This is a genomic window from Jiangella alba, assembly GCF_900106035.1.
GTDB lineage: Bacteria > Actinomycetota > Actinomycetes > Jiangellales > Jiangellaceae > Jiangella > Jiangella alba.
On the sequence record NZ_FNUC01000004.1, the window covers coordinates 1,775,729 to 1,801,496 of the forward strand.

Annotated in this window: 28 protein-coding genes; 17 read left to right on the forward strand and 11 right to left on the reverse strand. The window is 73.7% G+C overall.

The genetic code is table 11. The features are described from left to right. Nucleotides 1-24: 24 nt before the first annotated feature. From sigK to BLV02_RS26130, 5 genes are all read left to right on the forward strand, one after another. Nucleotides 25-624 carry an ECF RNA polymerase sigma factor SigK gene (gene sigK, locus BLV02_RS26110; RefSeq protein ID WP_069108924.1) on the forward strand — a complete coding sequence of 200 codons (600 nt, stop codon included), beginning with the start codon at nucleotides 25-27 and terminating at the stop codon, nucleotides 622-624. Continuing rightward, the gene (locus BLV02_RS26115) at nucleotides 621-1,433 is read left to right on the forward strand and encodes an anti-sigma factor (RefSeq protein ID WP_069108923.1); all 813 of its coding nucleotides are present in this window, start codon (nucleotides 621-623) and stop codon (nucleotides 1,431-1,433) included. The genes sigK and BLV02_RS26115 overlap by 4 nt, the downstream gene beginning before the upstream one ends. 555 nt (nucleotides 1,434-1,988) lie before the next feature. Next, nucleotides 1,989-3,884, forward strand: coding sequence for a phospholipid carrier-dependent glycosyltransferase (locus BLV02_RS26120; protein ID WP_141711338.1), 1,896 nt, complete (start codon nucleotides 1,989-1,991; stop codon nucleotides 3,882-3,884). Then, nucleotides 3,881-4,714, forward strand: a complete 834-nt coding sequence (locus BLV02_RS26125; RefSeq protein WP_069108921.1) for a DUF4397 domain-containing protein — start codon at nucleotides 3,881-3,883, stop codon at nucleotides 4,712-4,714. Before BLV02_RS26120 ends, BLV02_RS26125 begins: the two co-directional genes overlap by 4 nt. Beyond that, nucleotides 4,711-5,310: a sortase domain-containing protein gene (locus tag BLV02_RS26130; protein WP_069108920.1), complete on the forward strand. Its 600-nt coding sequence runs from the start codon at nucleotides 4,711-4,713 to the stop codon at nucleotides 5,308-5,310. The genes BLV02_RS26125 and BLV02_RS26130 overlap by 4 nt, the downstream gene beginning before the upstream one ends. An 11-nt stretch (nucleotides 5,311-5,321) precedes the next feature. Here the strand turns inward: BLV02_RS26130 and BLV02_RS26135 are convergent, their stop codons facing one another. Continuing rightward, complete coding sequence (locus BLV02_RS26135; RefSeq protein WP_069108919.1) at nucleotides 5,322-5,585, reverse strand: winged helix-turn-helix domain-containing protein; 264 nt, start codon at nucleotides 5,583-5,585, stop codon at nucleotides 5,322-5,324. A 181-nt stretch (nucleotides 5,586-5,766) separates the two neighbouring features. Here BLV02_RS26135 and BLV02_RS26140 point away from each other — a divergent pair, with 181 nt between their 5' ends. Further along, on the forward strand, nucleotides 5,767-6,474 hold the full coding sequence (locus BLV02_RS26140) for a hypothetical protein (RefSeq protein ID WP_069108918.1): 708 nt from the start codon (nucleotides 5,767-5,769) through the stop codon (nucleotides 6,472-6,474). Between the two features lie 50 nt (nucleotides 6,475-6,524). Here BLV02_RS26140 and BLV02_RS26145 read toward each other — a convergent pair whose 3' ends face one another. Beyond that, nucleotides 6,525-7,664: a L,D-transpeptidase family protein gene (locus BLV02_RS26145; protein WP_216093934.1), complete on the reverse strand. Its 1,140-nt coding sequence runs from the start codon at nucleotides 7,662-7,664 to the stop codon at nucleotides 6,525-6,527. Nucleotides 7,665-7,891: 227 nt separating this feature from the next. Here BLV02_RS26145 and mshA point away from each other — a divergent pair, with 227 nt between their 5' ends. The 4 genes from mshA (at nucleotide 7,892) to BLV02_RS26165 (ending at nucleotide 11,225) form a co-directional block, all read left to right on the forward strand. Further along, on the forward strand, nucleotides 7,892-9,160 hold the full coding sequence (gene mshA, locus BLV02_RS26150) for a D-inositol-3-phosphate glycosyltransferase (RefSeq protein ID WP_069108917.1): 1,269 nt from the start codon (nucleotides 7,892-7,894) through the stop codon (nucleotides 9,158-9,160). Then, nucleotides 9,157-9,651, forward strand: a complete 495-nt coding sequence (locus BLV02_RS26155; RefSeq protein ID WP_069108916.1) for a type III secretion system chaperone family protein — start codon at nucleotides 9,157-9,159, stop codon at nucleotides 9,649-9,651. The genes mshA and BLV02_RS26155 overlap by 4 nt, the downstream gene beginning before the upstream one ends. A gap of 10 nt (nucleotides 9,652-9,661) precedes the next feature. Continuing rightward, a complete protein-coding gene (locus BLV02_RS26160) occupies nucleotides 9,662-10,408 on the forward strand; it encodes a phosphoglyceromutase (RefSeq protein WP_069108915.1) in 747 nt (248 codons plus the stop codon). Nucleotides 10,409-10,508: 100 nt separating this feature from the next. Beyond that, entirely contained in the window at nucleotides 10,509-11,225 is a 717-nt protein-coding gene (locus BLV02_RS26165) for a FadR/GntR family transcriptional regulator (RefSeq protein ID WP_069108914.1), read from the forward strand. A 131-nt stretch (nucleotides 11,226-11,356) separates the two neighbouring features. On the opposite strand, the gene phoU is transcribed toward BLV02_RS26165, so the two are convergent. After that, entirely contained in the window at nucleotides 11,357-12,034 is a 678-nt protein-coding gene (phoU, locus tag BLV02_RS26170; RefSeq protein WP_216093933.1) for a phosphate signaling complex protein PhoU, read from the reverse strand. A 174-nt stretch (nucleotides 12,035-12,208) separates the two neighbouring features. Here phoU and BLV02_RS26175 point away from each other — a divergent pair, with 174 nt between their 5' ends. Both BLV02_RS26175 and BLV02_RS26180 read left to right on the forward strand, forming a co-directional pair. Next, nucleotides 12,209-13,390 (forward strand): ATP-binding protein, encoded by a 1,182-nt coding sequence (locus tag BLV02_RS26175; protein ID WP_069108912.1) that lies wholly within the window; start codon nucleotides 12,209-12,211, stop codon nucleotides 13,388-13,390. Nucleotides 13,391-13,395: 5 nt separating this feature from the next. Further along, the gene (locus BLV02_RS26180; RefSeq protein WP_483867460.1) at nucleotides 13,396-14,067 is read left to right on the forward strand and encodes a response regulator; all 672 of its coding nucleotides are present in this window, start codon (nucleotides 13,396-13,398) and stop codon (nucleotides 14,065-14,067) included. Here BLV02_RS26180 and BLV02_RS26185 read toward each other — a convergent pair. The 4 genes from BLV02_RS26185 to BLV02_RS26200 form a co-directional block, all read right to left on the reverse strand. Further along, complete coding sequence (locus tag BLV02_RS26185; protein ID WP_069108910.1) at nucleotides 14,049-14,411, reverse strand: nuclear transport factor 2 family protein; 363 nt, start codon at nucleotides 14,409-14,411, stop codon at nucleotides 14,049-14,051. The two genes, BLV02_RS26180 and BLV02_RS26185, sit on opposite strands and share 19 nt — an antisense overlap. Beyond that, the gene (locus tag BLV02_RS26190) at nucleotides 14,408-14,860 is read right to left on the reverse strand and encodes an SRPBCC family protein (protein ID WP_069108909.1); all 453 of its coding nucleotides are present in this window, start codon (nucleotides 14,858-14,860) and stop codon (nucleotides 14,408-14,410) included. The genes BLV02_RS26185 and BLV02_RS26190 overlap by 4 nt, the downstream gene beginning before the upstream one ends. Beyond that, a complete protein-coding gene (locus tag BLV02_RS26195; RefSeq protein ID WP_069108908.1) occupies nucleotides 14,857-15,192 on the reverse strand; it encodes an ArsR/SmtB family transcription factor in 336 nt (111 codons plus the stop codon). The genes BLV02_RS26190 and BLV02_RS26195 overlap by 4 nt, the downstream gene beginning before the upstream one ends. A 99-nt stretch (nucleotides 15,193-15,291) precedes the next feature. Further along, on the reverse strand, nucleotides 15,292-15,852 hold the full coding sequence (locus BLV02_RS26200; protein WP_141711337.1) for a hypothetical protein: 561 nt from the start codon (nucleotides 15,850-15,852) through the stop codon (nucleotides 15,292-15,294). A gap of 293 nt (nucleotides 15,853-16,145) precedes the next feature. Here BLV02_RS26200 and BLV02_RS26205 point away from each other — a divergent pair, with 293 nt between their 5' ends. The 3 genes from BLV02_RS26205 to ispF are packed head-to-tail and all read left to right on the forward strand — an operon-like array spanning nucleotide 16,146 to nucleotide 17,805. Beyond that, nucleotides 16,146-16,628 (forward strand): CarD family transcriptional regulator, encoded by a 483-nt coding sequence (locus tag BLV02_RS26205; protein WP_046771200.1) that lies wholly within the window; start codon nucleotides 16,146-16,148, stop codon nucleotides 16,626-16,628. Between the two features lie 32 nt (nucleotides 16,629-16,660). Then, a complete protein-coding gene (ispD, locus tag BLV02_RS26210) occupies nucleotides 16,661-17,341 on the forward strand; it encodes a 2-C-methyl-D-erythritol 4-phosphate cytidylyltransferase (RefSeq protein WP_216093931.1) in 681 nt (226 codons plus the stop codon). Next, the gene (gene ispF, locus BLV02_RS26215; protein ID WP_069108906.1) at nucleotides 17,338-17,805 is read left to right on the forward strand and encodes a 2-C-methyl-D-erythritol 2,4-cyclodiphosphate synthase; all 468 of its coding nucleotides are present in this window, start codon (nucleotides 17,338-17,340) and stop codon (nucleotides 17,803-17,805) included. Before ispD ends, ispF begins: the two co-directional genes overlap by 4 nt. A gap of 10 nt (nucleotides 17,806-17,815) precedes the next feature. Here the strand turns inward: ispF and BLV02_RS26220 are convergent, their stop codons facing one another. The 3 genes from BLV02_RS26220 to BLV02_RS26230 form a co-directional block, all read right to left on the reverse strand. After that, nucleotides 17,816-18,997 carry a cation:proton antiporter gene (locus tag BLV02_RS26220; protein WP_216093930.1) on the reverse strand — a complete coding sequence of 394 codons (1,182 nt, stop codon included), beginning with the start codon at nucleotides 18,995-18,997 and terminating at the stop codon, nucleotides 17,816-17,818. A gap of 55 nt (nucleotides 18,998-19,052) precedes the next feature. Continuing rightward, on the reverse strand, nucleotides 19,053-21,836 hold the full coding sequence (locus BLV02_RS26225) for an AfsR/SARP family transcriptional regulator (RefSeq protein WP_069108905.1): 2,784 nt from the start codon (nucleotides 21,834-21,836) through the stop codon (nucleotides 19,053-19,055). A 75-nt stretch (nucleotides 21,837-21,911) separates the two neighbouring features. Further along, entirely contained in the window at nucleotides 21,912-22,658 is a 747-nt protein-coding gene (locus BLV02_RS26230) for an SDR family NAD(P)-dependent oxidoreductase (protein WP_069108904.1), read from the reverse strand. Nucleotides 22,659-22,806: 148 nt separating this feature from the next. On the opposite strand from BLV02_RS26230, the gene BLV02_RS26235 reads away from it, so the two are divergent. Then, the gene (locus BLV02_RS26235; protein WP_069108903.1) at nucleotides 22,807-24,099 is read left to right on the forward strand and encodes an L-fuconate dehydratase; all 1,293 of its coding nucleotides are present in this window, start codon (nucleotides 22,807-22,809) and stop codon (nucleotides 24,097-24,099) included. Next, nucleotides 24,090-25,061 carry an aldo/keto reductase gene (locus tag BLV02_RS26240; RefSeq protein ID WP_069108902.1) on the forward strand — a complete coding sequence of 324 codons (972 nt, stop codon included), beginning with the start codon at nucleotides 24,090-24,092 and terminating at the stop codon, nucleotides 25,059-25,061. The genes BLV02_RS26235 and BLV02_RS26240 overlap by 10 nt, the downstream gene beginning before the upstream one ends. On the opposite strand, the gene BLV02_RS26245 is transcribed toward BLV02_RS26240, so the two are convergent. Continuing rightward, entirely contained in the window at nucleotides 25,021-25,725 is a 705-nt protein-coding gene (locus BLV02_RS26245) for a phosphatase PAP2 family protein (RefSeq protein ID WP_171906617.1), read from the reverse strand. The two genes, BLV02_RS26240 and BLV02_RS26245, sit on opposite strands and share 41 nt — an antisense overlap. Nucleotides 25,726-25,768: the final 43 nt, after the last annotated feature.

A 25,768-nucleotide genomic window follows, 5' to 3' on the forward strand; every position in this document is an offset into this window, starting at 1 on the left:
GACGATGACGGTGGAGGACGCACCATGGTGACGTTGCGATCGGTGCCGGCGGGTGAGCCGGAGCCGGCCGGTGGTCCGGGCGACCGGCTCGGCCGGCTGCTCGACCACTGTGCCCGCGGCGACCACGCCGCCTTCGAGCAGGTCTACGACAGCATGGCCGGTCCGGTGCTGGGCATCGCGACGACGGTCGTCCGCAACCGGGCGCTGGCCGAGGAGGTCGCGCAGGAGGTGCTGGTCGAGGTCTGGCGGACGGCGTCGCGGTACGAGCCCGAGCGGGGCAGCGCGCGCGGGTGGATCCTCACCATCGCCCACCGCCGCGCCGTCGACCGCGTCCGCCGCGAACAGGCCGGCAGCGACCGCGAGGAGCGGGCCGCCCGCCGCGACGACGAACGGCCGTACGACCACGTGGCCGACGAAGTGGAGGCGAACGTGGAGCGCGAACAGGTGCGCCGCTGCCTCGACTCGCTGACCGGGCTGCAGCGCGAGTCGATCGCGCTGGCCTACTACGACGGGTACACGTACCGCGAGGTCGCGCAGCTGCTGCATGCTCCGCTCGGTACGGTCAAGACGCGGCTGCGCGACGGCCTCGCCAGGCTGCGCGACTGCATGGGGGTGGGGCGATGAACGAGCCCGTGGACGCCGGCATCCACACGCTGGCCGCGCCGTACGCGCTGCATGCGCTGCCGCCGGACGAGGTCAGCCGGTTCGAGGAGCACCTGGAACAGTGCGCCGACTGCCGCGTCGAGGTCGACGAGCTGCGCGAGACCGCCGCCCGCCTCGGCGTCGCCGCCGCCGTCACACCGCCGCCGCGGATGCGGGATGAGGTGCTCGCGCGGATCGCCGAGGTGCGGCCGCTGCCGCCGCGGGTGGCGTCTGGTTCTGCCGGCGCGGGGCTGGAGTCGGGTGCGGGTGCGGGCTCGGGGCCGGATTCGGCCGCGGGTTCGGCCGCCGGGCGGGCGCTGCGCCGCTGGTGGCCGCGGGTCGCGACCGGCCTGGCCGCGGCCGCCGTGGCGGCGATCGTCGTGCTCGGGATCCGGCTGAACGACGTGCAGTCCGACCTCGACCGGTCGCAGCAGATCGGCGCCCAGATGCGGCAACTGGTCGGCGCCGAGGACATGGAGATGGTGCGGGTCGGCGAGGGCGACACCAGCGGCACCGTGCTGCTGGCGCGTTCGCTGGACGTCGCCGTCTTCATCGGCGACGGCATGGCGCCGGCGCCCGCCGGGCACACCTACCAGCTGTGGTTCATGCACGAGGACGGCGGCGTGGTGTCCGCCGGAGTCCTCGGCAACCCCCCCGACGGCCACGTCGGCCCCTTCACCGCCCGCGGCCTCGCCGGCGCCGACCGGCTCGGCATCACCGTCGAACCGGACGGCGGATCGCCGCAGCCGACCACGGACCCCGTCATGATGATCGACCTGCCGGCCGCCTGATCGCCAGCCCCACCCTGCGTCGGGGCGGCGGTCGTACCGGGCGGTGGCGCAGGACGTTGGTGCTGGGGCGGTGGTGGTGGGGCGGTGGTGCGGTGCGGTCGCTTCTGATCGCGCGGTAGGTATGACCCGCCCCTTGAGGGAGGGTGCCCACCCTACGGGCGGGCACCGACAGACTCGCGCGGCGCCGACAGGCGCCCGCGGCGCTGACCGACGTGCGCGACGGCAACGGACAGGCTCGGCGCGGCACCGGCAGACTCGCGCAACGCTGACCGACGTGCTTGGCGTGGGCGGGCGGACGCAGCGCCGACCGACGCGCGCGGCGCGCGAACCGGCAGCCCAGCACTGACGAGGCCCGCGGCACCGACGACAGAACCCCGAATCGCGACATTTCGCCTCACATAGTCACATTCAGGTATACACTCCCGCCGAAGACTTTCTGGTCAGGAACCGCGAGCCTGACCTGCCTGGCGATCATGGCGTGGCATCGCCGCGCCGTGGGCCGGCGCGCAGGTCTGTGCGACACCTCGGGGGGAGGCGTCGGCGTTGCGCGACACCGTGTCGACTCTGCCCGCGCTGCCGCTGGACCTCGACGACCTGCGGCTGCCGATTCCGGTGCAGCCGAGGCCGCCGCGGCCGCGCCGGGTGCGTGGTTGGTTCCGCCGGCACGGCCCGGATCTCGCCTGGCTGGCGCCGCTGCTGACGCTGGCCGGTTTCGTGCACGCCGCCGGGATGACCCGCTCGCCCGCGTTCACCGAGGCCGAGGGCGAGCTGATGGCCCGGGTGACGGACGGCGCCGACGGCGACCTGGCCGCCGCACAGCTGGCGGCGTGGACCGGGCCGACCGGCGCGCTGGACCGGGCGACGCACGTGGTGGGGGGTGGGCGGGAGGCGCTGCTGGTCGTGCTGCTGCTCGGCGTCGTCCTGATGTGGGTGCTGGCCCGGCGCCTCGGGGTGGCCCGGCCGGCCGCCGCGGTCGCCGTCGTGATCTATGCGGTGTCGCCGCTGGCGCTGCACCTGCACCGGCTGGTGCTGGCCGAGAACGTGGCGGTGCTGTGGATGCTGCTCGCGTTCGTGCTGGCGACGGCGCGGCGCGGGCGGCCGGTCGCGTTCCCGGCGGCCGGGGTCGCGGTGGTGCTGGCGGCGTTGACGCAGGCCACGTTCGTCGTCGTGGCGCCGTTCGTGGTGTGGACGATGTGGCAGCAGGTGACGCGGCGACGGTGGCGACTCGCGCTGGCCGGGGTGGCCGCCGCGGCCAGCGCCGGCGCCTACGGGTACCTGCTCGCGTCGCTGGGCGAGCTCGGCGGCGCGGCGCCGGAACGGTGGTGGACGCTGGATCCGGTGCTGGTGGCGATCGGGCCGGTCGCGGCGGGCGCCGCGCTGCTCTTTCCGCCCCTGCGTCCGGCGGCGGCCGCACTGATCACGCTGGCGCTGCTGATCGTCGTCCCGGGCGGGCCGGCCCCGGTCGTGCTGCCGGTCGCGGCGGTCCCGCTGGCCGCGCTGCTGGTGCCCGCGACGGCGCACCGGCTGGTCGTCCGGCTGCTGGCGGTGCGCGGGCGGCCTGAGGCGATGCCGCTGGCCATCATGTCGACGACCGCGGCGGCCGCGCTGATCGTCGCGGTGACGGCGACCTGGCCGGGCGAGCTGCGCCCGCTGCTGCGCGACGACCCGGTCGCGCCGGTCGCCCAGGCCGAGCGCTGGCTGACGGCGAACGTGCCGCACGACGTCCGGCTGGTGGTCGACCAGACGCTGCGGGCGGACCTGCTGCGGTCCGGGTTCGCGGCCGCCGGGCTGGTGCCGTTCACCAGCTTCCCGGCGAGCGCGGGCACCGGCACCGGCGCCGGCACGGAGCGCGGTCCGTTCGTCCCGCGTCCGCCCCGCTGGACCCACTACGACTACGTGGTGTCGACCGCGGCGCTGCGCGACGACGACGCCGGCCGGGCCGACGTCGGGTCCGCGCTGGCCGAGTCGACCGTCGTCGCGGTGTTCGGGCAGGGCGACGGCCGGGTGGAGATCCGGGCGGTGCACCCGCTCGGGCGCGAGGTCGCCGAGGCGGTCGCCGCCGGGGACCGGCACACCGTCCGGTACGCGACCGGCCAGCTGCTGCGCAACGACGCCCTGACCTTCGACGCCGCCGCGCGCGCCGTCGCGGCCGCCGGCCGGGTCGACCCGCGGCTGGTGATCGTCCTGGGCAAGCTGTCCGGCACCTACGAGCTGGACGTGTCGCTGCCCGCGCTGCCGGGCGAGGACGACGGCGTGCGCCGCCGGCTCGTGCTGGCCGGCCTGCCGACGGAGGACGAGGCGGCCCGGCTGGCGCTCTGGCTGCTCGGGCAGCCGGCGCCGTTCACGCCGTCGCAGGTCGACACGGACGGGACCACCGTCACCGTCACGTACTCGCTGACCGCGCCGCGCGGTCTGCTCCCCGACCCACCGCATCCCGAGGAGACCCCATGAGACGCATCGTCAGGTCCCTGGCCACGGCCGTGGGAGTCGTCGCCCTGGCCGCCGGCACCGCCACCGGCGCCCAGGGCAGCGAGGAGCCGGCGGCCGCGGGCTGGGCCCGGCTGGCGCACCTGTCGCCGGACACGCCGGAGGTCGACGTCAGCCTGACCGGCCTCGACGGCGCGTCTGTGCTGGAGCTGCGGGACGTCGGTTACGGCGACGTGTCCGGCTATGCGCGGCTGCCCGCCGGGACCTACACCGCGGCGATGCGCCCGGCCGGCGCGCCGGCTGACTCCGAGCCGGTCATCACGGCGGCGGTGGAGATCGAGGACGGGGTCGCGATCACCGTCGCCGCGGTCGGCCTGAACGCCGACCTGTCCGGTCGCATCCTCGTCGACGACCTGACGGCGCCGGCGGCGGGCCAGGCGCGGGTGCGGCTGATCTCGGCCGCCGTCTCGTCGCCGTCGGTCACCGTCAAGACCGACACCGGCACCGTCCTGGCCGACGACGCCGCCTTCGGGACGGCGACCGGCTACAGCGAGGTGCCCGGCGGCCGCTGGACCCTGGACCTCAGCAGCGACGCCGGCACCGGCAGCACGTCCGTCGACCTCGCCGCCGGCACCGTCAACACGCTCTTCGTCCTCGACGTGGACGGGGCGCTGAGCGTCGTCGGCGTCGTGGACAGCACCGGCACGCCCGACGCCCCGGCCGGCGGCGTGCCGACCGGCGGCCGCGGGCTCGAGAACGCACCGGGCTGGACGGCGCCGCTCCGCGCGGTGGTGCTGGCGGCCGGGCTGGCCGTCGTCACCGCTGTGCTGGCGCGTCGCCGACGAGTGGCATGAATCGAGCGGCGGCGACGCTGGTCGTGGCGGCCGTCGTCGTCGCCGGGCTCGGCGGGTGCGCGGACGGGACGGAGCCGGCTGTGGGCCGCGCGGCCGCATCGCCCGACGTCGTCACGTCCGTCACGTCCGCCGGGCCGCGCCCGATCCCCGTCGGCGACACGGTGCCGGTGCGCGTGCGGATCCCGGCGATCGGCGTCGACAGTGCGCTGGAGACGCTGCGCCGCGGCGACGACGGGCGGCTGGCCGCACCGGTGGACTGGCAGACGGCCGGCTGGTTCGCCGGCGGTCCGGTGCCGGGCACGCCCGGCCCGGCCGTCCTCGCCGGGCACGTGGACTCGCCCAGCGGTCCGGCGGTGTTCGCCGGGCTGGCCCGGCTCAGGCCCGGCGACCGGGTCGAGGTCGAGCTCAGCGACGGCGAAACGGCCGTGTTCGTGGTGGACGGCAGCCGCACGGTGCCGCAGGCCGACTTCCCGTCCGACGAGGTCTACGGCCCGGTGCCGGACCGCCAGCTGCGGCTGATCACCTGCCACACGTTCGACGAGTCCGCCGGCCACTACGTCGACAACCTGGTGGTCTTCGCGACGACCGCCATCTGACGCCGCCGCCGTCAGCTCGCCCCGTCGGCCGGCGTCGCCGCGATGACGAAGGTGCCCTTGCTCGGGTAGGTCTCGACGATGCCGCGCTCGCGCAGCAGTTCCAGCGTCCGGCGCACCGTGCCGATGCCCACCCCGTAGGTGCGCGCCATCTCGCGCTCGTTGGCCAGGCGCCCGCCGACCGTGATCCGGCCCGCGGCGATCTCGGCGAGGAGGTGGTCCGCGAGTCGCACGAAGACGTAGCCGCGCAGCTGGGGATCCGGATCGAAGGTCTCCACGGATCCAGAATCTAGAGCTTGCCCGACCTGCGGTTATCACCAGGACGCACGGGCGCGCACCCCTGTGCGTCCGGCCGCTCCCTACGGCTCCCCATAGCAATTGTCCGGGGTTCGTGGCACCGTTTAGCTATTTGCAATGTACTCGCGACCCCGTCCCCGGGGGATCGGAGACCGATCCGACATGCTGCCTCGCCTGCACTACGCCGCCTTCCACATCCCGGCACTGGCGCCCGACCGGCCGCTGCCGGTCGTCCAGATCAGGCGGCCGGACGGCACCCTGATCGACGCGGTCCGCGGCCAGCCGTTCGTGCCGGGCCCGCGCGGCTGGGACGCGCTGGTCCGGCGCCTGGGCTACCGGCCGGTCACCCGCTGGAGCGAGACCGACGTCGGACTGGGCGGCGGTGCGGCCCACCTGTGCAAGGTCGAGCCGCTGCCGGCCGGCCCGCCACCGGACGCGGGCCTGGAACCGCCTTGTGCCGCCTCGATCGTGCTGTCGCGCACCGACGCCGAACGGCTCGCCGTCCACCGTGGGAACGGCGCCGCCGGTGAGTCCGACGCCAGGGCCGGCGACCTCATCGTGTGCGAGTACGCCGCCGGTCACCGGCTGCCGCACATCGGGCTGGGCCAGCCGCGCGACCACGCCGCCGTCAGCACGCAGCCGTGGTGGTGGCTGCTCTGGTATGCCGACGACGTCATGCTCACCGAGGCGCTGCCCTGCGTCGCCGAGGGGCCGGCGCCTGACGGCGGCCGCGCCGTCGACGCCTGCTCGCTGCCGCGGGGCCACGACGACGCCAGCCCGCCGCACAGCTGGCAGCTCGCCGACGTCCCGCCGGTCAAGGCCGCGGGCGGGCCGGGACCGAGGGCGGTGCGCCGCCCGGGCGCGCGGTGACGCGCCGACGGCGGCCGGGGAGCCCCCGGCCGCCGTCGGTCAGCGGGACGTCAGGACCAGTAGACGATGACGGTGTCGCCGACGTTGACCTGGTCGAACAGCGACTTGATGGCGTCGCGGTCGCGGACGTTGACGCAGCCGTGCGAACCGCCGTTGTAGCCGTTGGCCGCGAAGTCGGGGGAGTAGTGCACCGCCTGGCCGCCGCTGAAGAACATCGCGAACGGCATCGGGGTGTCGTACAGCGACGACACGTGGTCGCGCGACTTGGAGTTCACCTGGAACGCGCCCTCGCGGGTGGGCAGCTCGTCGGTGCCGAACCGGACGTCGAGGGTCATGCGCACCTCGCCGTCGATGACCCAGCGCAGTGAGTTCGTCGACTTGTCGATGCACAGCACCCGGCCGGTGAGGCAGCGCGGGTCGAGGCCGTCGGTGTCGCCGCCGTTGTTCTCGGGCTCGCGGTTGTGCAGTTCGTCGTCGGTGGGCGTGCGGGTCATCTCGACGATCTTGTCCCAGGTGCGCTGGTCGACCTCGCCGGTGGCGGGGAAGCCGCGCTTGTCCTGGAAGCCCTTGATCGACGCGGTGGTGGTATCGCCGTAGGTGTCGGTGACCTCGCCGCTGAACCAGCCGATCTGCACGAGCCGGGCCTGCAGCTCGCGGACCTGGTCGCCGGTGTCGCCGGGGCCGAGGATGGTCGGGCCGGCCGTGAGCACGTTGTTCAGCTCGTCCTCGGTGGGCGTCTTCGTCATTCCGACCAGGGTGTCCCAGGTGGCCTGGTCGACCGCGCCGGTGGCCGGCAGCTCGCGCTTGCCCTGGAACCCGGCGACGGCGGCGGCGGTGACGTCGTCGAACTCGCCGTTGATCTTGGGTTCGTACCATTGCAGCTGCTTGAGCCGGGCCTGCAGTTCGCGCACCTGGTCGCCGCTGGCGCCGGCGACCATCAGCGCCTCCGGCGTGGGCGTGGTGGTGGGAGTCGGCGTCGGGGTGACCGTCGGGGTGGGTGTCGCCGTCGGGGTCGGGGTGTCCGATGGCTCCTCGGCCGGGAGCGTCGCGGTCTGGCCGGACCGCTCCGGGCTGGCCGACGCCGGCTCGTCGCGCCCGAACTGGTTCCAGCCGATGAGCACGGCCGACACCACGGCGACGGCGAGCACGGCGATGAGCGCGCCCGTGCCGGCCTTCCTGCCACGCGTCACGATCGTTCCTCCCCCTCTTGACGGCGTCCCCTCGACGCCGCTCCCACCCTTGAAGACTCACGAAGTCGCGACCAGGTTGCCGCATGGAGGCGGCAATCTCCATCACGACTCGGTATCGGCCACAGGGATTTCTCGGGCGATGTGCAGTTTTTCAGTCAAAACAGCAGCAATCGAGCGCACTGTGCCAGGGAATCGGCCGCCGCCGCAGGCGGTTGCACAGATTTGTGATGCCGGGCACGCGCGGACCGCGCAGGGTGATGATGCTGAGCGTCCACACCTCACCGCTCGACCAGCCCGGCGGCGGCAACGCCGGCGGCATGAACGTGTACGTCGTCGAGCTGGCCCGGCGGCTGGCGGCGCTCGGCGTCGAGGTCGAGGTCTTCACCCGGGCCACGTCGTCCGGCCAGCCGCCGGTGGTCGAGACCGAGCCGGGCGTGCTGGTCCGCCACGTGGCGGCCGGTCCGTACGAGCTGCTGCCGATCGCCGAGGTGCCCGCGCAGCTGTGCGCGTTCACGTCCGGCGTGCTGCGGGCCGAGGCGCGCCGCCCGCCCGGCTGGTACGACCTCGTCCACTCGCACTACTGGCTGTCCGGCCACGTCGGCTGGCTGGCCACCAGCCGCTGGGGCGTCCCGCTGGTGCATTCCATGCACACCATGTCCAAGGTGAAGAACCTCTCGCTGGCCGAGGGCGAGCGGCCGGAGCCGCGCGAGCGAGAGCTGGGCGAGGAGCAGGTCGTCGCGGCCGCCGACCTGCTGGTGGCCAGCACCGACGACGAAGCCGCCCAGCTGGTCGGGCTGTACGGCGCCGATCCCGCCCGGGTGGCGACGGTCCCGCCGGGGGTCGACCTCGACGTGTTCGCGCCCGGCCCGGCGGCCGCGGCCCGGGCCCGGCTGGGGCTGCCCGCCGACGCCGTCGTGCTGCTGTTCGCCGGGCGCATCCAGCCGCTCAAGGCGCCGGACGTGCTGGTGCGGGCGGCGTCGCTGCTGCTGGCCCGCGACCCCGCGCTGCGCGAGCGGCTGGTGGTCGCCGTCGTGGGCGGGCCGTCGGGGTCCGGCTTCGCCGAACCGCACGCCCTGACCCGCCTGGCCGACTGTCTCGACGTCGCCGACGTGGTGCGGTTCGAGCCGCCGGTCGGGCAGCGCGAACTGGCGGACTGGTACCGCGCCGCCGACGTCACCGCGGTCCCGTCCTACAGCGAGTCGTTCGGGCTGGTCGCGCTGGAGGCGCAGGCCTGCGGCACGCCGGTCGTCGCGGCCGCGGTGGGCGGGCTGCGCACCGCCGTCGCCCACGGCGTGTCCGGCCTGCTGGTCGACGGTCACGACCCGGCCGACTGGGCCGACGCGTTCGCCGGGCTGATCGGCGACCCCGACCGCCTGCGCCGGCTCGGCGCCGGCGCCGTCGCGCACGCCGCGGAGTTCGGCTGGGACGCCACCGCGGCCCGTATGCTCGACGTCTACGCCCGAGCGATGCGGCACCGGCAGGTGATGACGGCATGACGACCGACGACGGTCCCGCCGCGGTCGTCCGCGCCTACCTGCGCGACTCCGGGCAGCCGTGGGACGAGCCCGCGCCCGGCGAGTTCGCCGTGGAACTGCCCGGCGAGCGCAAGCTGAAGACGTCCTGCAGCCTCGCCGTCCGCGACCACAGCCTGGTCGTCAACGCGTTCGTCGCCCGCAGGCCCGACGAGAACCACGAGGGCGTCTACCGCTGGCTGCTCGAGCGCAACGCCCGGCTGTCCGGCATCGCGTTCGCCGTCGACCACGCCGGCGACGTGTACCTCGTCGGCCGGCTGCCGCTGCACGCCGTCACCGCCGACGAGGTCGACCGCCTGCTCGGCATCGTGCTCGGCACCGCCGACTCCTCCTTCAACACCATCCTCGAGCTGGGCTTCGCGTCGTCCATCCGGCGCGAGTGGGAGTGGCGGCTGGCGCGCGGCGAGTCCACCCGCAACCTGGCCGCGTTCGAGCACCTGAGGCCCGCACCGTAAGCTGAGCGCCATGACCTATCGCCTGGTGCTGCTCCGTCACGGCGAGAGCGAGTGGAACGCGAAGAACCTGTTCACCGGGTGGGTCGACGTCGACCTCACCGCGAAAGGCGAGGCCGAGGCCCGGCGCGGCGGCGAGCTGCTGAAGGCGCGCGACGTGCTGCCCGACGTCCTGCACACCAGCGTGCTGCGCAGGGCCATCCGCACCGCCAACATCACCCTCGACGTCGCCGACCGGCACTGGATCCCGGTGCGCCGGCACTGGCGGCTGAACGAGCGCCACTACGGCGCGCTGCAGGGCAAAGACAAGAAGCAGACGCTGGCCGAGTTCGGCGAAGAGCAGTTCATGCTCTGGCGGCGCTCATACGACACCCCGCCGCCGCCCATCGACCCGGGCGACGAGTTCGCGCAGACCGGCGAGCCGCGCTACGCCGACCTCCCGCCCGAGCTGCTGCCGGCCACCGAGTGCCTGAAGGACGTGCTCGAGCGGTTCCTGCCGTACTGGTACGACGCCATCGTGCCCGACCTCCGCCGCGGCCAGACGGTCGCCGTCGTCGCGCACGGCAACTCGCTGCGCGCGCTGGTCAAGCACCTCGACGGCATCTCCGACGACGCCATCGCCGGGCTGAACATCCCCACCGGCGTGCCGCTGCTGTACGAGCTGGACGAGTCGCTGCGCCCGGTCGCCAAGGGCGGCGAGTACCTCGACCCCGACGCCGCCGCGGCGGCCATCGAGGCGGTCAGGAACCAGGGCCGCTGACCCCGTCACCCACCCGTCCGAAGGGCGTCACCAGGCTGGTCCTGGTGGCGCCCTTCGGCCGCGTATAGTCCGACCAGGGTGTCAAGGGGGAACGTGTCGCATGGCAGTGACAGACGTCGCCATCGAGAAGATCAAGCAGATGATCGTCAGCGGGGAGCTGAGCCCCGGTGACCGGCTGCCGCGCGAGGCCGACCTCGCCGAACGGCTCGGGTTGTCGCGCAGTTCCCTGCGCGAGGCGGTGCGCGCGCTGTCGCTGATCCACGTGCTCGACGTACGGCAGGGTGACGGCACCTACGTCACCAGCCTGTCGCCCAACCTGCTGCTCGACGCCATGGCGTTCGTCGTCGACTTCCACCGCGACGACACCGTGCTGCACTTCCTCGAGGTGCGCCGCGTCATCGAGCCGGCCGCCGCGGCCATGGCGGCGGTGCGCATGAGCGACGACGCCATCGCGAAGCTCGAGGAGATCATGGCGCCGCTCGACCCCGACACCGGCGTCGAGGAGCTCGTCGCCAGCGACCTCGAGTTCCACCGGCTGATCGCCGAGGGCTCCGGCAACCCGGTGCTCTGCTCGCTGGTCGAGAGCCTGTCCGGTCCCACGCACCGGGCCCGGGTCTGGCGCGGCCTGACCCAGGAGGAGGCGGTGGCCCGCACGCTCGCCGAGCACCGCGCCATCGTCCAGGCCATCCGGTCGCGCCAGCCCGACGTCGCCCGCTCCTGGGCCACCGTCCACGTCGCCGGGGTCGAGCAGTGGCTCCGCGACGCTTTGACCCCGGCCCGCGACAGCGCCGAGCCCTCGATGACTGAGTCCGAATGAGTCCCGGGTGGCGGAGTTCGGTGAGCACCATGACCATGGCGCTGTAGTTGCTGCTCTGGCGACACGAATAGCGCCATCACCGTGGTTCTCACCCGCGCGACCAGCCACCCAGGCGTCACGGGGAACTACATCTAGTGGCCGGCGCCGCTGTCGGCCCACTCGATCTCGCCGGTGACCAGGTAGCGGACGTTCGTGGCGATGTGCACGGCGTGGTCGGCGAAGCGCTCGTAGTAGCGGCCGAGCAGCGCGATGTCGATGGCCGCCTCGACGCCGCGGTTCCAGTCGTCGTCGAGGATCTCGTGGAACAGCGACCGGTGCAGGTGGTCCATCTCGTTGTCGTCCTGCGCCAGCTCCGCGGCGGCGTCGAGGTCGCGGGTGCGCAGCACCTCGGTGGCCTTGGTCGACATCTCGCAGGCGGCCTTGCCCATGGCGGCGAAGGTGTCGCGCAGCTCTTCGGGCACGGCGTGGTCGGGGTAGCGCATGCGCGCGACCTTGGCGACGTGGACGGCGAGGTCGCCCATGCGCTCGGCGTCGGACGTGCTGCGCAGCGCGGACGTGACGATGCGCAGCTCGGACGCGACCGGGCCCTGGGTGGCCATCAGCTCCAGGACCTGTTCGTCGATCTCGAGCTGGTCGCGGTTGATGCTGGAATCGGACGCCATGGCCTGCTCGGCGGCGTCGAGGTCGGCCTCGAGCAGCGCCTTGGTGGCCAGCCCCATCAGCTCACCGGTCTTGCGGATCATCCCGATCAGCCGGCCGTTGACCTCGTCGAGCTGCTCGTGGTACGCCTCGCGCATTGGCTTCGTCATCCCTGTCATCCTGTGGGTAGGCAGGTTTCTCCTGTCTGATCAGCCTAGGTGCACGAAGTGGACGCCCAGGGCGGCAAGGTGAATGGGCCGCGAAGTCTCGGTGAACAAGGGACCGAAACTGCGGCGTGAAGTGTCTTGAAGTGGAGATGAACTCCGCTGTGGCACATACCATCGGTGGATGTGGATGCCGTGACAGCCGGAGCGCTGGCCGCGTGTGTCGGCGCAGCGGTCGGCCTCGCGGCGGGTCTGGCGTTCAAGGCCAGCGAGCGCGCGCAGCACCCGCCTGAGCCGCCACGTACCTCCCGTGTGCCCGAGGGCGTCGACGAGGTGCTGTCGGTGCTGCGCTCCAGCGCCATCGTTCTCGACAGCGCCCTCGACGTCGTGAAGGCCAGCCCGTCGGCGTACGCGTTCGGGCTGGTCCGGCACGATCGCGTGGCCGTGCCGGAGCTGGTCGAGCTGACCGAGCGGGTCCGCCGCGACGGCCAGATCCGCGAGGTCCAGCTGGAGATCCCGCGCTCGCGCGACACCACCCAGACGCTGTACGTGTCGGCCAGGGTGGCTCCGCTCAACAGCAAGCTGCTGCTGGCGCTGGTCGAGGACCGCACCCACGAGATCCGCGTCGACGAGGTCCGCCGCGACTTCGTCGCCAACGTGTCACACGAGCTGAAGACGCCCGTCGGCGCGCTGCTGCTGCTCGCCGAGGCGGTCGAGGACGCCAAGGACGACCCCGAGGCCGTGCAGCGCTTCGCCGAGCGCATGCAGCGTGAGGGCGCCCGGCTCACCCGGCTGGTGCAGGAGATCATCGACCTCTCCCGGCTGCAGTACGACGACCCCGTCGCGTCGCCCCAGTCGGTCGACGTCGACAGCGTCGTCGAGGCGGCCCTCGACCGGAGCCGGGTCGAGGCCGAGAAGAACAAGATCCGGCTGACCTCCGGCGGCACGCCGGGGCTGCAGGTGCTGGGCAACGTCGAGCAGCTGGTCATCGCGCTGGGCAACCTGGTCGAGAACGCGGTGAACTACAGCCCGCCCAACACCCGGGTCGCGGTCGGCGTCCGCCGCCGCGACGACCTCGTCGAGGTCAGCGTCACCGACCAGGGGTTCGGCATCGCCGAGAGCGAGCTGGACCGCATCTTCGAGCGGTTCTACCGCGTCGATCCGGCCCGTTCCAGGGCCACCGGAGGCACCGGCCTGGGACTGTCCATCGTCAAGCACATCGCCGCCAGCCATGGCGGCGAGGTAGGCGTGTGGAGCGTGCAGGGAGCAGGGTCCACCTTCACCCTGCGACTGCCGCTGCACCCGCACCGAACCGGGCAACCGTCCGCGTTCGAGACGCCAGTTGGTAAGGAGACGCCGTGACCCGCGTGCTCGTCGTCGAGGATGAGGATTCGTTCAGCGACGCCCTGTCGTACATGCTCCGGAAGGAGGGGTTCGAGGTCGCCGTCTCCGTGACCGGCGACGACGCCCTCGACGAGTTCGACCGGGGCGGGGCCGACCTGGTCCTGCTCGACCTCATGCTGCCGGGCCTGTCCGGGACCGAGGTGTGCCGCCAGCTGCGGCAGCGCTCGAACGTCCCGGTCATCATGCTGACCGCCAAGGACTCCGAGGTCGACAAGGTCGTCGGGCTCGAACTGGGCGCCGACGACTACGTCACCAAGCCGTTCTCCTCGCGCGAGCTGGTCGCGCGCATCCGGGCGGTGCTGCGCCGCGGCACCGAGCCCGCCGAGGCCAGCCAGGCGGTCCTGGGCGCCGGCCCGGTCCGCATGGACGTCGACCGCCACGTCGTCACCGTCAACGGCAGCTCCGTCCGGCTGCCGCTGAAGGAGTTCGAGCTGCTCGAGCTGCTGCTGCGCAACGCCGGCCGGGTGCTCACCCGGGCCCAGCTGATCGACCGCATCTGGGGCGCCGACTACGTGGGCGACACCAAGACGCTGGACGTGCACGTGAAGCGGCTGCGGGCGAAGATCGAGCCCGACCCGGCGGCGCCGACCTACCTGCTGACGGTGCGCGGCCTCGGCTACAAGCTCGAGGCCTGAACGGGCACGACGTACGAGTCGACCTGGGCGATCAGGTCGTCGCGGAACGTGAAGAGGTCGCTGTAGACGAACCGGAACGGGCCGTGCTCACGGTGCCGCCCGGCGCCCGTGCCGGTCACGACGACGACGTCGCCGGCGTCGACCGTGCGCTCGACGGTCAGCGTGGGGCTGCCCTCGAACGCCGGGTTCTCGATCTCGTCGTCGAACTCCGCCTTGCCGTGCGTGCTGCGCCAGCCGTGCACGTGCCAGACGACGTCGTCGGTGAGGCAGGCGAGGATCGACGCGTGGTCGCTGCGGCGGAAGCCGTCCAGGTAGCGGTGGACGAGCTGCTCTCGGGTGGTCATCGGGTGCTCCCAGGGGTGGCGAGGACGGTGGCGAGGTGGTCGAGGATGCCGGCCAGGCCGGCGCGGGCCGGTTCGGTGCGCAGCTCCGGCGGCAGCCGTCGCTGGTGCACGACGACGGTGGTGCCGGCGCCCGACGGCGTGAGGCGGATCTCGGTGGTGATGCCGCTGTCTGGCTCGGTCAGCACCAGCAGCTCCGGCGGCTCGACGACGTCGTAGCGGAACCGCAGCCGGCGGCCGGAGCCGTCGGGTCCGCGGGTCTCCAGCTCGAACCATCCGCCGGCGCGCAGGTCGACGGTGACCGAGCCGGGCGGGACGGTGGCGTGGTCGCCGCCCCAGAACGCGGCCAGGTGCTCCGGCGTGGTGAACGCGGCCCACACCAGCGCCGGCTCGGCGTCGAGGTGGCGGGTGGCGATCAGCTGATCGCCGTCGAGGCGGGCGTGCGTCGTCACGGCTGCCGCACCCGGGCCAGGTGGTCCTCGAGGCGGTCGAGCCGCGACGCCCACTCGCGCTGCTGCTCGGCTATCCAGCCGGCCAGCTCCTGCAGCCGCTCGGCCTGCAGCGTGCACGGCCGCCGCTGCCCGTCGACCCGCTGCTGGATCAGCCCGCAGCGGCGCAGGATGCCGACGTGCCGGGAGACGGCCTGGTGGGTGAGGTCGAACGGCTCGGCCAGCTCGGTGACCGTCGCCTCGCCGCGGGCCAGCCGGGCGACGATGGCCCGGCGGGTGGGGTCGCCGAGGGCGGCGAAGGCGGCGTCGAGGTCGTCGTCGATGGCGGTGGGCATGCCGCCGAGCCTATGTGCAACGAGATGCTTGCGCAAGCGATCTGTTGCACAAGCCGATGTGCGGAACCGCGCCCGGTGCGACGGCGCCCGGCCCGGCGGTTACGGCGTCGCGGTGCTGGTGGGCTCTTCCGTCGGCTGGTCGCCAGGGGTCTCCGTGGGCCCGTCCGTGGGCTCTTCGGTGCCGGGCGCCGGCTCGGCCGGCAGTGCCTCGGCATAGGCGCCCTCGGCCGGGCGGACCAGCGCCTGGACGGTGGTGCGCGGCGCGTTCTCGAAGCGGAACTCGACCGAGACGGTGTAGCCGGGGACGGCGTCGACGTCGAAGCCGTCGACGCGGTCGGCGTCGGGGCCGAGGTCGGCCACGCCGCTGACCGGGAGCTCGAGCGGGCCGTCGGCGATGTCGGCGGTGACGTCGCCGATGCGGACCTCGGCCAGTTCGTCGTCGTTGTCGCCGCGGTTGGTGAGGGTGGCGATGACGGTGGCCGTGCCGTCGCCGTCGGAGACGACCTGGACGTTGCGCAGGCCGATGTCGCCGGCCTCGGCGTTGATGCCGTTGTCTGCCGAGTACCACCGCTGGGTCTGTTCGTGGATGCTGCAGCCGGCCGCGCCCAGCATCAGGACGGGGGCGGCGGCGAGAACCAGACGCCGGACAGCAACCTTCACCACGTGCTCCTCGAAAGCGCGCTCACACTGGACAGACCGCGGACCACAGTACCGGCGCCGTCCGGGCGGCCGGTCACCGGCACCCGCTCCTACCTGGTGGGACGGCAAGATCGACGACCTTGGAAAGGGGCTAAACGGACACTACGGATCGACTCCCGGCCGCGTATGACGAGCGACCGCAGCACGCCGAATGGGCTTTTGTCAACCCCCATCACTGGCGCTGACCAGCACAAACGCTTATCCGGGTCGTGAAAATCGTGCTATCATCGGTGGGGGAAAGGGGACAGGAACACATGACTTTCAAGGTCGGCGAAACGGTTGTCTACCCCCATCACGGGGCCGCGCTCATCGAGGCGATCGAGTCCCGGGTCATCAAAGGAGAGGAACGTCAGTACCTCGTCCTCAAGGTCACGCAAGGCGACCTGACCGTTCGCGTTCCGGCGGACAACGTCGACCTCGTCGGCGTGCGCGATGTCGTCAACCAGGAAGGGCTCGATCGCGTCTTCGAGGTGCTGCGCCTGCCGCACACCGAAGAGCCCACCAACTGGTCGCGCCGGTACAAGGCGAATCTCGAGAAGCTGGCGTCCGGCGACGTCATCAAGGTCGCCGAGGTCGTCCGCGATCTCTGGCGGCGCGAGCGCGACCGCGGGCTGTCCGCGGGCGAGAAGCGCATGCTGGCCAAGGCCCGCCAGGTGCTCGTCTCCGAACTGGCCCTGGCCGAGAACACCAACGAGGACAAGGCCGAGACACTGCTCGACGAGGTCCTTGCAGGCTGACACACGCGCGTCGAACGGGGCATGATCCCGTCGTGAGCGTTGCGTGCATCGTGGTCGCCGCCGGTCGTGGCGAGCGACTGGGCGAAGGTCGCCCGAAGGCGTTCGTCGACATCGGCGGACGTCCCCTGGTCTGGCATGCGCTGCGGGCCGCCTCCGCCGCCGCGCGAGTGACACACGTCGTCGTGGTGGCGCCCGACGGCATGGAGGACGATCCCGCGCTGGCCGGTGCGGCCGCCGTCGTCCCGGGCGGGTCGACGCGGCAGCACTCGGTCGCGAACGGGCTGGCGGCGCTGCCCGCCGACACCGAGGCCGTGCTGGTGCACGACGCCGCCCGCTGCCTGGCGCCGCCCGAGCTGTTCGACGCCGTCGCCGCCGACGTCCTGGCCGGGCACGACGCCGTCATCCCGGGCCTGCCGGTGGTCGACACCCTGAAGGTGGTCGACGCCGCCGGCATGGTCACCGCGACACCCGACCGCGCCGCGCTGCGCGCCGTCCAGACACCGCAGGGCTTCGGCCGCGGCGTCCTCGAGCGGGCGCACGCGGCCGCCGTCGAGCGCGGCGACGTCGACGCACCCGACGACGGCGTGCTGGTCGAGCGGCTCGGGCTGGCGGTGCACGTCGTCGCGGGGCACGCCGACGCGTTCAAGGTGACCCGGCCGCAGGACCTCCTGCTCGCGTCGGCGGTGCTCGCACGGCGGGCGGCCGCCGTATGACCCGGGTCGGGCTGGGCGTCGACGTCCACCGCATCGAGCCCGGCCGTCCGTGCTGGGTGGCCGGGCTGCACTGGCCGGACGAACCGGCCGGTCCGGTCGGCCACTCCGACGGCGACGTCGCCGCGCACGCCGTCTGCGACGCGCTGCTGTCCGCCGCCGGCCTGGGCGACCTCGGCGCCGTCTTCGGCACCGACCGCCCGGAGTGGGCCGGGGCCTCCGGCGTCGCGCTGCTCGGCGAGACCGCCCGGCTGGTGCGGGCCGCGTCGTTCACCATCGCCAACGCGTCGGTCCAGGTCATCGGCGTCCGCCCGCGCGTCGGCACCCGCCGCGACGAGGCCCAGGCCGTGCTGTCCGACGCCATCGGCGCGCCGGTCAGCGTCAGCGGCACCACCACCGACGGCCTCGGCCTCACCGGCCGCGGCGAGGGCCTCGCCGCCGTCGCCACCGCCCTGCTACTCGGCTGATCCCCTGAGCTCAGCCGCGCCGGTGCTCCTGTGGCGGGCCGACGAGTCGCAGCGCGATCGCCGGCAGGACCAACACCGACAGCATTCCGGCGCCCACGAGCGCGCTCGACATGCCGGACGACAACACCCCCTCGTCCTGCGCGATCTGCGTGATGACCACGAGCAGTGGCAGGGCGGTCGCCGCCAGCAGCCCCGCTGCCGTCGCGGAGCGAGCACCCAGGACCTGGACCTGCAGCAGGCCCGCCGGGCCACCGCGCACGGCGACGAAGAGCACGAGGAACACCGGCACCAACGCCAGCGTCGACGGGTCCGCCAGCGCGTCGACGTCGAAGCGCACGCCGCTGACGATGAAGAAGATCGGGATGAGGAAACCGAACCCGATGCCCTCGAGTCGTGCGAGCACCTCGTCGGACTCGCGGGGGACGCCGGTGTCCAGGAAGAGGTGGATCACGACGCCGGACGCGAACGCGCCCATCACGGGGTCGAGGTCGAGGCTCTCCGCGAGCGCCACCATGGCGACGGAGACGAACACGCAGAAGCGGACCGCCACCTGGGCGCTGGTCCCGAGCGTCACGGTGACCAGCCGGGCCACGGCCGGGTGCCGCGGTCGCCGAGCCAGTGCGGCCGCGCCTCCCGCGACCAGCGCGAAGACCAGCAGTACCGCCGTCGTATGGGCGGGGCGCTCGCCGCTCAACGCGAAGGCGATCGCGACGATCGGCAGGAACTCGCCGGTCGCGCCGACGGCCATGAACCGGGTCCCGAAGTCGGTGCCGAGCAATCCGCGGTCGCGCAGCACGGGCAGGACGACGCCGAGCGTCGTCGTGGTCAGAGCCAGCCCGACCACCAGCCCGGCGTCGGTGCCGGCGATCAGCAGTCCCACCCCGATGCCGAGGACCAGTGAGACGAGCCAGGCCGCCGCGGCCGCCCCGAGCGGCGCACCGCGGATGCGCGCGTACTTCAGCTCGTAGCCGGCGAGCAGCATGAGGAACGCCAGCCCGAGATCGGACAGCGCGTCGACGACGCCGGTCGGGCGCACCCAGTCGAGCACCGCCGGGCCGATGAGGATGCCGAGCCCGATCTGCAGGACGACCGACGGCACCATGACCACCCGGGAGAGCCGGTCGGCGACGATCGGCGCCAGCACGGCGACCGCGAGGACCACGGTCAGCATCACCGACGACTCGCTGGTCACGGCCCACCCCCCAAGCGTTCCGTACGCCCAATCTAGGGGGTGGCGGCGGCGATGGTCAGGTGTCGCGCAGCACCGATGGTGGTTCGGGGACGGGCGCGGTCATGATCTCGGCGACCTCGGCGTCGGTCAGCGCGCCGCCGTCGCGGAGGAGTTCGAGGGCGTGCCGCCATGCCGCGCGGGCGCCGTCGAGGTCGCCGAGGTGGTGGCGCGCGGAGCCGATGCGCCACTGGGCCACGATGTCCCGGCGCGTGTGCCCGAAGCGGCGGAACACCGCGGCGGCCTGCTCGGCGGCCGTGAGGGCGTCGGCGGGCTGGTCCTGGTCGAGGTGCAGCTGGCTGAGGTTGAGCAGGACGGCGCCGGCGCCGAGCTGGTCGCCGATCTCCGTGTAGGCGCGCAGGGCCTCCTGGTAGGCGCTGAGCGCCTCGTCGCCGTGGACGTGCTGCGACCAGGCCAGGTTGTTCAGCGTCCGGGCCGCGGCTCCTCGATCACCGCGGGCGCGCAGGATCGCCAGCGCCCGGCGGTGGTAGCCGACGGCGTCGTCGAGCCGGCCGGCCAGCCGCGACGCGTTGCCCAACGAGTCCAGCGCCAGCGCCTGACCGGGGGTGTCGGCGAGCTGGTCGAACAGCCGCAGCGCCGCACGGAGGTCGACCATGGCCTCGTCCGGCCGGCCCCGGATCGCCGCCGCCATCCCGAGGTCGTGCCGCGCCGCGGCCGTCAGCTCCGGCAGCTCGGCCCGTTCCGCCACGCTCAGGGCGATGGCCGGGACGGTGGCCAGCTCCGGCCACAGGTTCTGGCTGTGGAAGAGCTGGACGAGCGCCGCGGACAGGGCGGCCACCAGGGGCGGGCCGTCGCCGGGCAGCGTCGCGGCGTACCGGACCGACGCCACCAGGCCGGTCGCCTCGGCGCGGATCCACGCGCCGGCCGCCTCGCCGTCGGCGAAGCCGAGCGGCGGCTCGGTCAGCTCCTCGTCGCGGATGCCGGTCCGCTGCCGCCAGACCCGCCCCGGCGCCACCACGTGCATGGCCGCCCGGGCGGTCGCGAGCTGGTGGTGGACGACGCGCATCCGGGCGGCTCGCCGCTCGGCCGGCGTGGACGTCTCGGTGGCGCGTTCGCGGGCGTAGAACCGCAGCAGGTCGTGCAGCGTGTACCGGTCCGCGCCGGCGGCGTCGAGCAACCCGGCCTCGACCAGCCGGTCCAGCTGGCGGGTCGCGACCGCCACCGGCTGGCCGGTCAGCGCCGCGACGACCGCCGGGGTGGCGTCGGCGAGATGCAGCATCCCGAGCGCGACGAACGTGCGTGCGGTCTCCTTCGGCAGCGCGAGGAACCCGACGGCACAGCTGGCCCGCACCGCGAGGTCGCCGTGCTCGAGCTCGTCCAGGCGCGCGGTGCTGTCGCGCAGCCGGTCGCGCAGCGCGTCGAGCGACCAGTCCGGTCGTGCCACCAGCCGGGCGCCGGCGATGCGCAGGGCGAGCGGCAGCCGGTCGCACATGGCGGCGATCTCGGCCGCCGCGCGGGGGTCGGCGGTGACGCGGTCGGCGCCGGCCAGGCGGCCCAGCAGGGCGACGGCCTCGCGCTCGCTCAGCGCGGTCAGCCGCAGGTGCCGGGCGACGTCCAGGGCGCCGAGCACCGCCCGGCTGGTCACCACCACGGCCGACCCCGACGCGAGGCCGGGCAGCAGCGGCCGCACCTGGGCGGCGTCGGCCGCGTTGTCCAGCACGATCAGCAGCCGGCGGTCGGCGGTGACCGACCGGAACGCGGCGGCCGCCTCGTCGGTCGTCGTGGGGATGTCGCTGTCGGGGACGCGCAGCGAGCGCAGCAACCGGCTCAGCGCGTCCCGCGGCGGGATCGGCTCGGCCCCCGGCGTCGAGCCCTGCAGGTTGAGGTAGAGCTGGCCGTCCGGGAAGGCGTCGGCCGCCGCGTTGGCCGCCTGCCGGGCCAGTGCCGACTTGCCGACCCCGCCCGGGCCGCTGATGGCCACGATCGCGTGGTCGCCGCCGCGCAGCCGCTCGACCAGCTCGCGGCGCAGCGTCTCGCGGCCGACGAAGGACGCCTCGGCCGCGGGCAGCTCCGACGGCGCCGGGCGCGGCTCGGCCGGGCGGGGCGCCGCGATGCCGCCGTCGTCGGTCAGGATCGACTGATGGAGCTCGCGCAGCTCCACGCCGGGCTCGATGCCGAGCTCGTCGACGGCGAGGCGCCGGCCCTCGGCATAGGCCTCCAGCGCTTCCGCGGTGCGCCCGGACCGATGCAGAGCGAGCATGAGCAGTCCGCGCAGCTCCTCGCGGAGCGGATGCTCGGACACCAGCGCCACCAGCTCACCCACCACCTGGGCGGCCCGGCCGAGCGCGAGGCCGGCGCGCAGCCGGTCGGCCAGCGCGACCAGCCGCAGTTCGGTGAGCCGCGCGATCTGCACCCGCACCGGCTCGGACTCCTCGTAGCCGGCGTAAGGCGAGCCGCGCCACAGGTCGAGCGCCTCGCTCAGAGTGTGGTGCGCCGCGGCGGCATCGCCGGCGGCCAGTTCCGCGTGCCCGCGGGCGGCCGTGCGCTCGAACCGCGCGTCGTCGGCCTCGTCGTCACCGACCCGCAGCTGGTACCCGGCCGGGCCGAACGCGATGCGGTCGGCGCCGAGCCGCTGGCGCAGCCGGTGCACGTGCACCTGCAGGTTCGTGCGCGACGCGGGAGCGTCGTCCCACAGCAGGTCGACCAGCCGGTCGGCCGGCACCGGTTCGTCGCGGTGACACAGCAGGACGGCCAGCAGCAGGCTCTGTTTCGCGGCCGCGGGGGTGACGTCGGCGCCGGAGTCGGCCAGGGCACGCAGCGGCCCCAGAACCCCGAACTCCACCCGTCGTCCTCCGCTTCGGCCATCACCCCTGCGTGTCAGCCGGACAGTTTACGGGTACGAGGCGGGGCCCGCGGCTCACCGTCGCAGCCGCAGGGCCTGCATGCCGCCGTCGACGGCGATGGTGGTGCCGGTGACGGAGCCGGCCGACGGCCCGGCGAGGTAGGCGATGGCGGCGGCGATGTCCTCGGGCGGGACCAGCCGGCCGGTGGGCTGGCGGGCTTCGAGCGCGGCCCGCTCGGCGGCGGGATCGGGCGCGGCGTCGAGCAGGCGGGCCACCCACGGGGTGTCGGCGGTGCCGGGGTTGACGGCGTTGACGCGGACGCCGTCGGGCAGGTGGTCGGCGGCCATGGCCTGGGTGAGCGACAGCACGGCGCCCTTGGTGGCGGAGTAGAGGGCGCGCTGGGGGAGCCCGGTGGTCGCGGCGATGGAGCAGACGTTGACCACGGCGGCGTGCTGGGACTTGCGCAGATGGGGGAGCGCGGCGCGGGTGACGCGGACCATGCCGACGACGTTGACGTCGTAGACGCGGTGCCATTCGTCGTCGTCGTTGTCCTCGACGGTGCCCGCGGCGCCGATGCCGGCGTTGTTGACGACGATGTCGAGGCCGCCGAACCGCTGGGCGACGGCGTCGACGGCCGCGGTGACGCCGTCGGAGTCGGTGACGTCGCACCGGACGGCGTAGAGGTCGGACGGGGCGTCGTCGACGGAGCGGTCGAGCACGCCGACCGACGCGCCGGACGCGGCCAGCCGCCGTGCCGCCGCCAGCCCGATGCCCGACGCGCCGCCGGTGACCACCGCGGTCAGGCCATCGAATTCACCCATCGTCCGCTCCCGTTTCATCGAGGATCGATTGCGAGACATCCTACGTCACCGTGGTCAGACCACAGCATCGCCCCGAGGTCGTGGCAGACTGTCCGAGACAGACATCGGATGTTACGCGTCCCCGCGCCAGTTGATTGAAAGGGCCGCCATGAGTCAGATCACCGCTCTCGACACGTTCGACCTGCGTTTCCCGACATCGCGGATGCTGGACGGGTCGGACGCGATGAACCCCGATCCCGACTACTCCGCCGCCTACGTCGTCCTGCGCACCGACGACGACGGCCCCGACGGTCACGGGTTCGTGTTCACCATCGGCCGGGGCAACGACGTGCAGGTCGCGGCGATCGACGCGCTCGCCCCGCTGATGGTGGGCTCGGACGTCGAGGCGCTGCTGTCGGACCTCGGCGGCGCCTGGCGGCGGCTGGTACACGACTCGCAGCTGCGCTGGCTGGGCCCGGAGAAGGGCGTCATGCACATGGCCGTCGGCGCGGTGGTGAACGCGCTCTGGGACCTCGCGGCCAAGCGGGCCGGGGTGCCGCTGTGGCGGCTGCTGTCCGACCTCTCGCCGGAGCGGCTGGTCGACCTCGTCGACTTCCGGTACCTCACCGACGTGCTCGACCCGGCCGAGGCGCTGCACCTGCTGCAGGCCGCCGAGGCGGGGAAGGCCGATCGCGCGGCGACGCTGCTGGCCGAGGGCTACCCGGCGTACACCACCACCCCCGGCTGGCTGGGCTACGACGACGCCAAGCTGGCCCGGCTCACCCGTGAGGCGCTGGCGGCCGGGTTCACGCAGATCAAGCTGAAGGTCGGCGGCGACCTCGACGACGACATCCGCCGCCTGGCCATCGCCCGGGAGATCTGCGGCCCCGGCATCCGCATCGCCATCGACGCCAACCAGCGCTGGGACGTCGACGAGGCGGTCCGCTGGGTGAAGGAGCTGGAGCCGTTCGACCCGTGGTGGATCGAGGAGCCGACCAGCCCCGACGACATCCTCGGCCACGCCGCCATCGCGCAGCGCGTCGCCCCGATCCGGGTCGCCACCGGCGAGCACGTCGCCAACCGCGTCGTGTTCAAGCAGCTGCTGCAGGCCGGCGGGACGCAGATCGTGCAGATCGACGCCACCCGCGTCGCCGGTGTGAACGAGAACCTGGCGATCCTGCTGCTCGCCGCGAAGTACGGCGTCCCGGTCTGCCCGCACGCCGGCGGCGTCGGGCTGTGCGAGGCGGTCCAGCACCTCGCGATGGCCGACTACGTCGCCGTCAGCGGCACCCTGCAGGACCGTGTCATCGAGTACGTCGACCACCTGCACGAGCACTTCGCCGACCCGGTCAGGGTCGAGAACGGCCGCTACCTGGCGCCGACGCGGCCGGGCGCCGGCACCGAGATCCTGGTGCCGTCGATCCAGGCGCACCGGTTCCCGGACGGTGCCGTGTGGAGCTGACGTTGTCGCGGCTGGGGTTCGGCGCGGCCCCGATCGCCGGCCTCTACACCGCCGTCGACGAGGACGCCGCGGCCGCCACCGTCGACGCCGCCTGGGCCGCCGGGGTCCGCTACTTCGACACCGCGCCGCACTACGGGCTCGGCGTCTCCGAGCGGCGGCTGGGCGCCGCGCTGGCGCACCGGCCGCGGGCCGAGTACGTCGTGTCCACCAAGGCCGGGCGGCTGCTCGTCCCCGACGACCGCGGCGGCGCCGACCACGAGGGCAGCTTCGCCGTCGCGGCCACCCACCGCCGGGTCTGGGACCTCAGCCGCGACGGCATCAGGCGCAGCCTCGACGACAGCCTGACCCGGCTCGGCCTGGACCACGTCGACGTCCTCTACCTGCACGACCCCGAGGACCGCCTGGACGAGGCGCTGGCCACCGCGGTCCCGGCGCTGGCCGAACTGCGCGACGAGGGCGCCGTCACCGCCGTCGGCGCCGGGTCGAAGGACGCGGCCGCGCTGGCCCGGCTGGTCAGCGACGGCGGGCTGGACGTCGTCATGGTGGCCGGACGCTACACGCTGCTCGAACAGCCCGCGCTGACCGAACTGTTCCCCGCCTGCACCGCCGCCGGAACCGCCGTCGTGGCCGCCGGCGTCTACAACTCCGGCCTGCTCGCCGCGCCGGAGCCGGACCCCGCCGGCACCTACGAGTACGGTGTGGTGCCGCCGGAGGTGCTGGCCCGCGCCCGCGACCTCGCCGCCGTCTGCGCCGATCACGACGCCGTGCTGCCGCAGGCCGCGCTGCAGTTCCCGCTGCGTCACCCGCTGGTCCGGTCGGCCGTCGTCGGCATGCGCAGCCCGGCCGAGGTGCGCCAGAACGCCGCCTGGCTGGACGCCGCCGTCGCACCCGGGCTGTGGGCCGACCTGGAGGCGCGCGGGCTCACCCCCGTCGTCGGCGCAGGCGCAGCGGCGGCGCCCTGAGCACCGTCACCGAGATCATCAGGGCCAGCAGCCCCAGCGCCATGCCACCGGGGATGTCGCTGACCCAGTGGTAGTCGAGGGCGGTCATGAGGAACCCGGTGACCACCACCAGCGTGCCGGCCACCCAGAGGTAGCGGCGGAACCGGACCGGGTCGGGCTTCAGGCCGTTGGCCCCGAACAGCACCACGACCAGCAGGAACCACGTCAGCGTGGCGTTGGCGGTGTGCCCGGACGGGAACGCCTGCCCGACGCCGTGCAGGACGTCCTGCCCGCTGGCCGGCGGGGTGCGGCCCAGCCCGAACTTGATCCAGTACCCGACGAGCAGCACCGTCGCCAGCCCGGACACGATGGCGACGAGCACCCTGATGCTGCGCTGCTTGTACGCGACGAACAGGCCCACCGCGGCGATGATCGGCAGCGTGTAGAGCCGCTGCCCGCCGAAGCGCGCCACGGTGTCGAGCACCGACTTCGTGAAGCCGCCGGGCTGGCGGGCGTCGACGTAGACGTGGAAGTCCCAGTCCCACCCGATGAACCAGGTGCGCTCGAGCACCAGCCATGTCATCAGGCCCAGCAGTGCGGCGCTGACCAGGCCTGCCGCCACCGACGGCGCCCACCACGGCCACTCACGCCGGGTGGACACTCGCGTCTGTGCGTCGTCGGTCACCATGGTCACCGTTCATTGTTCCCCATCGTGGCCGCGATCGGGG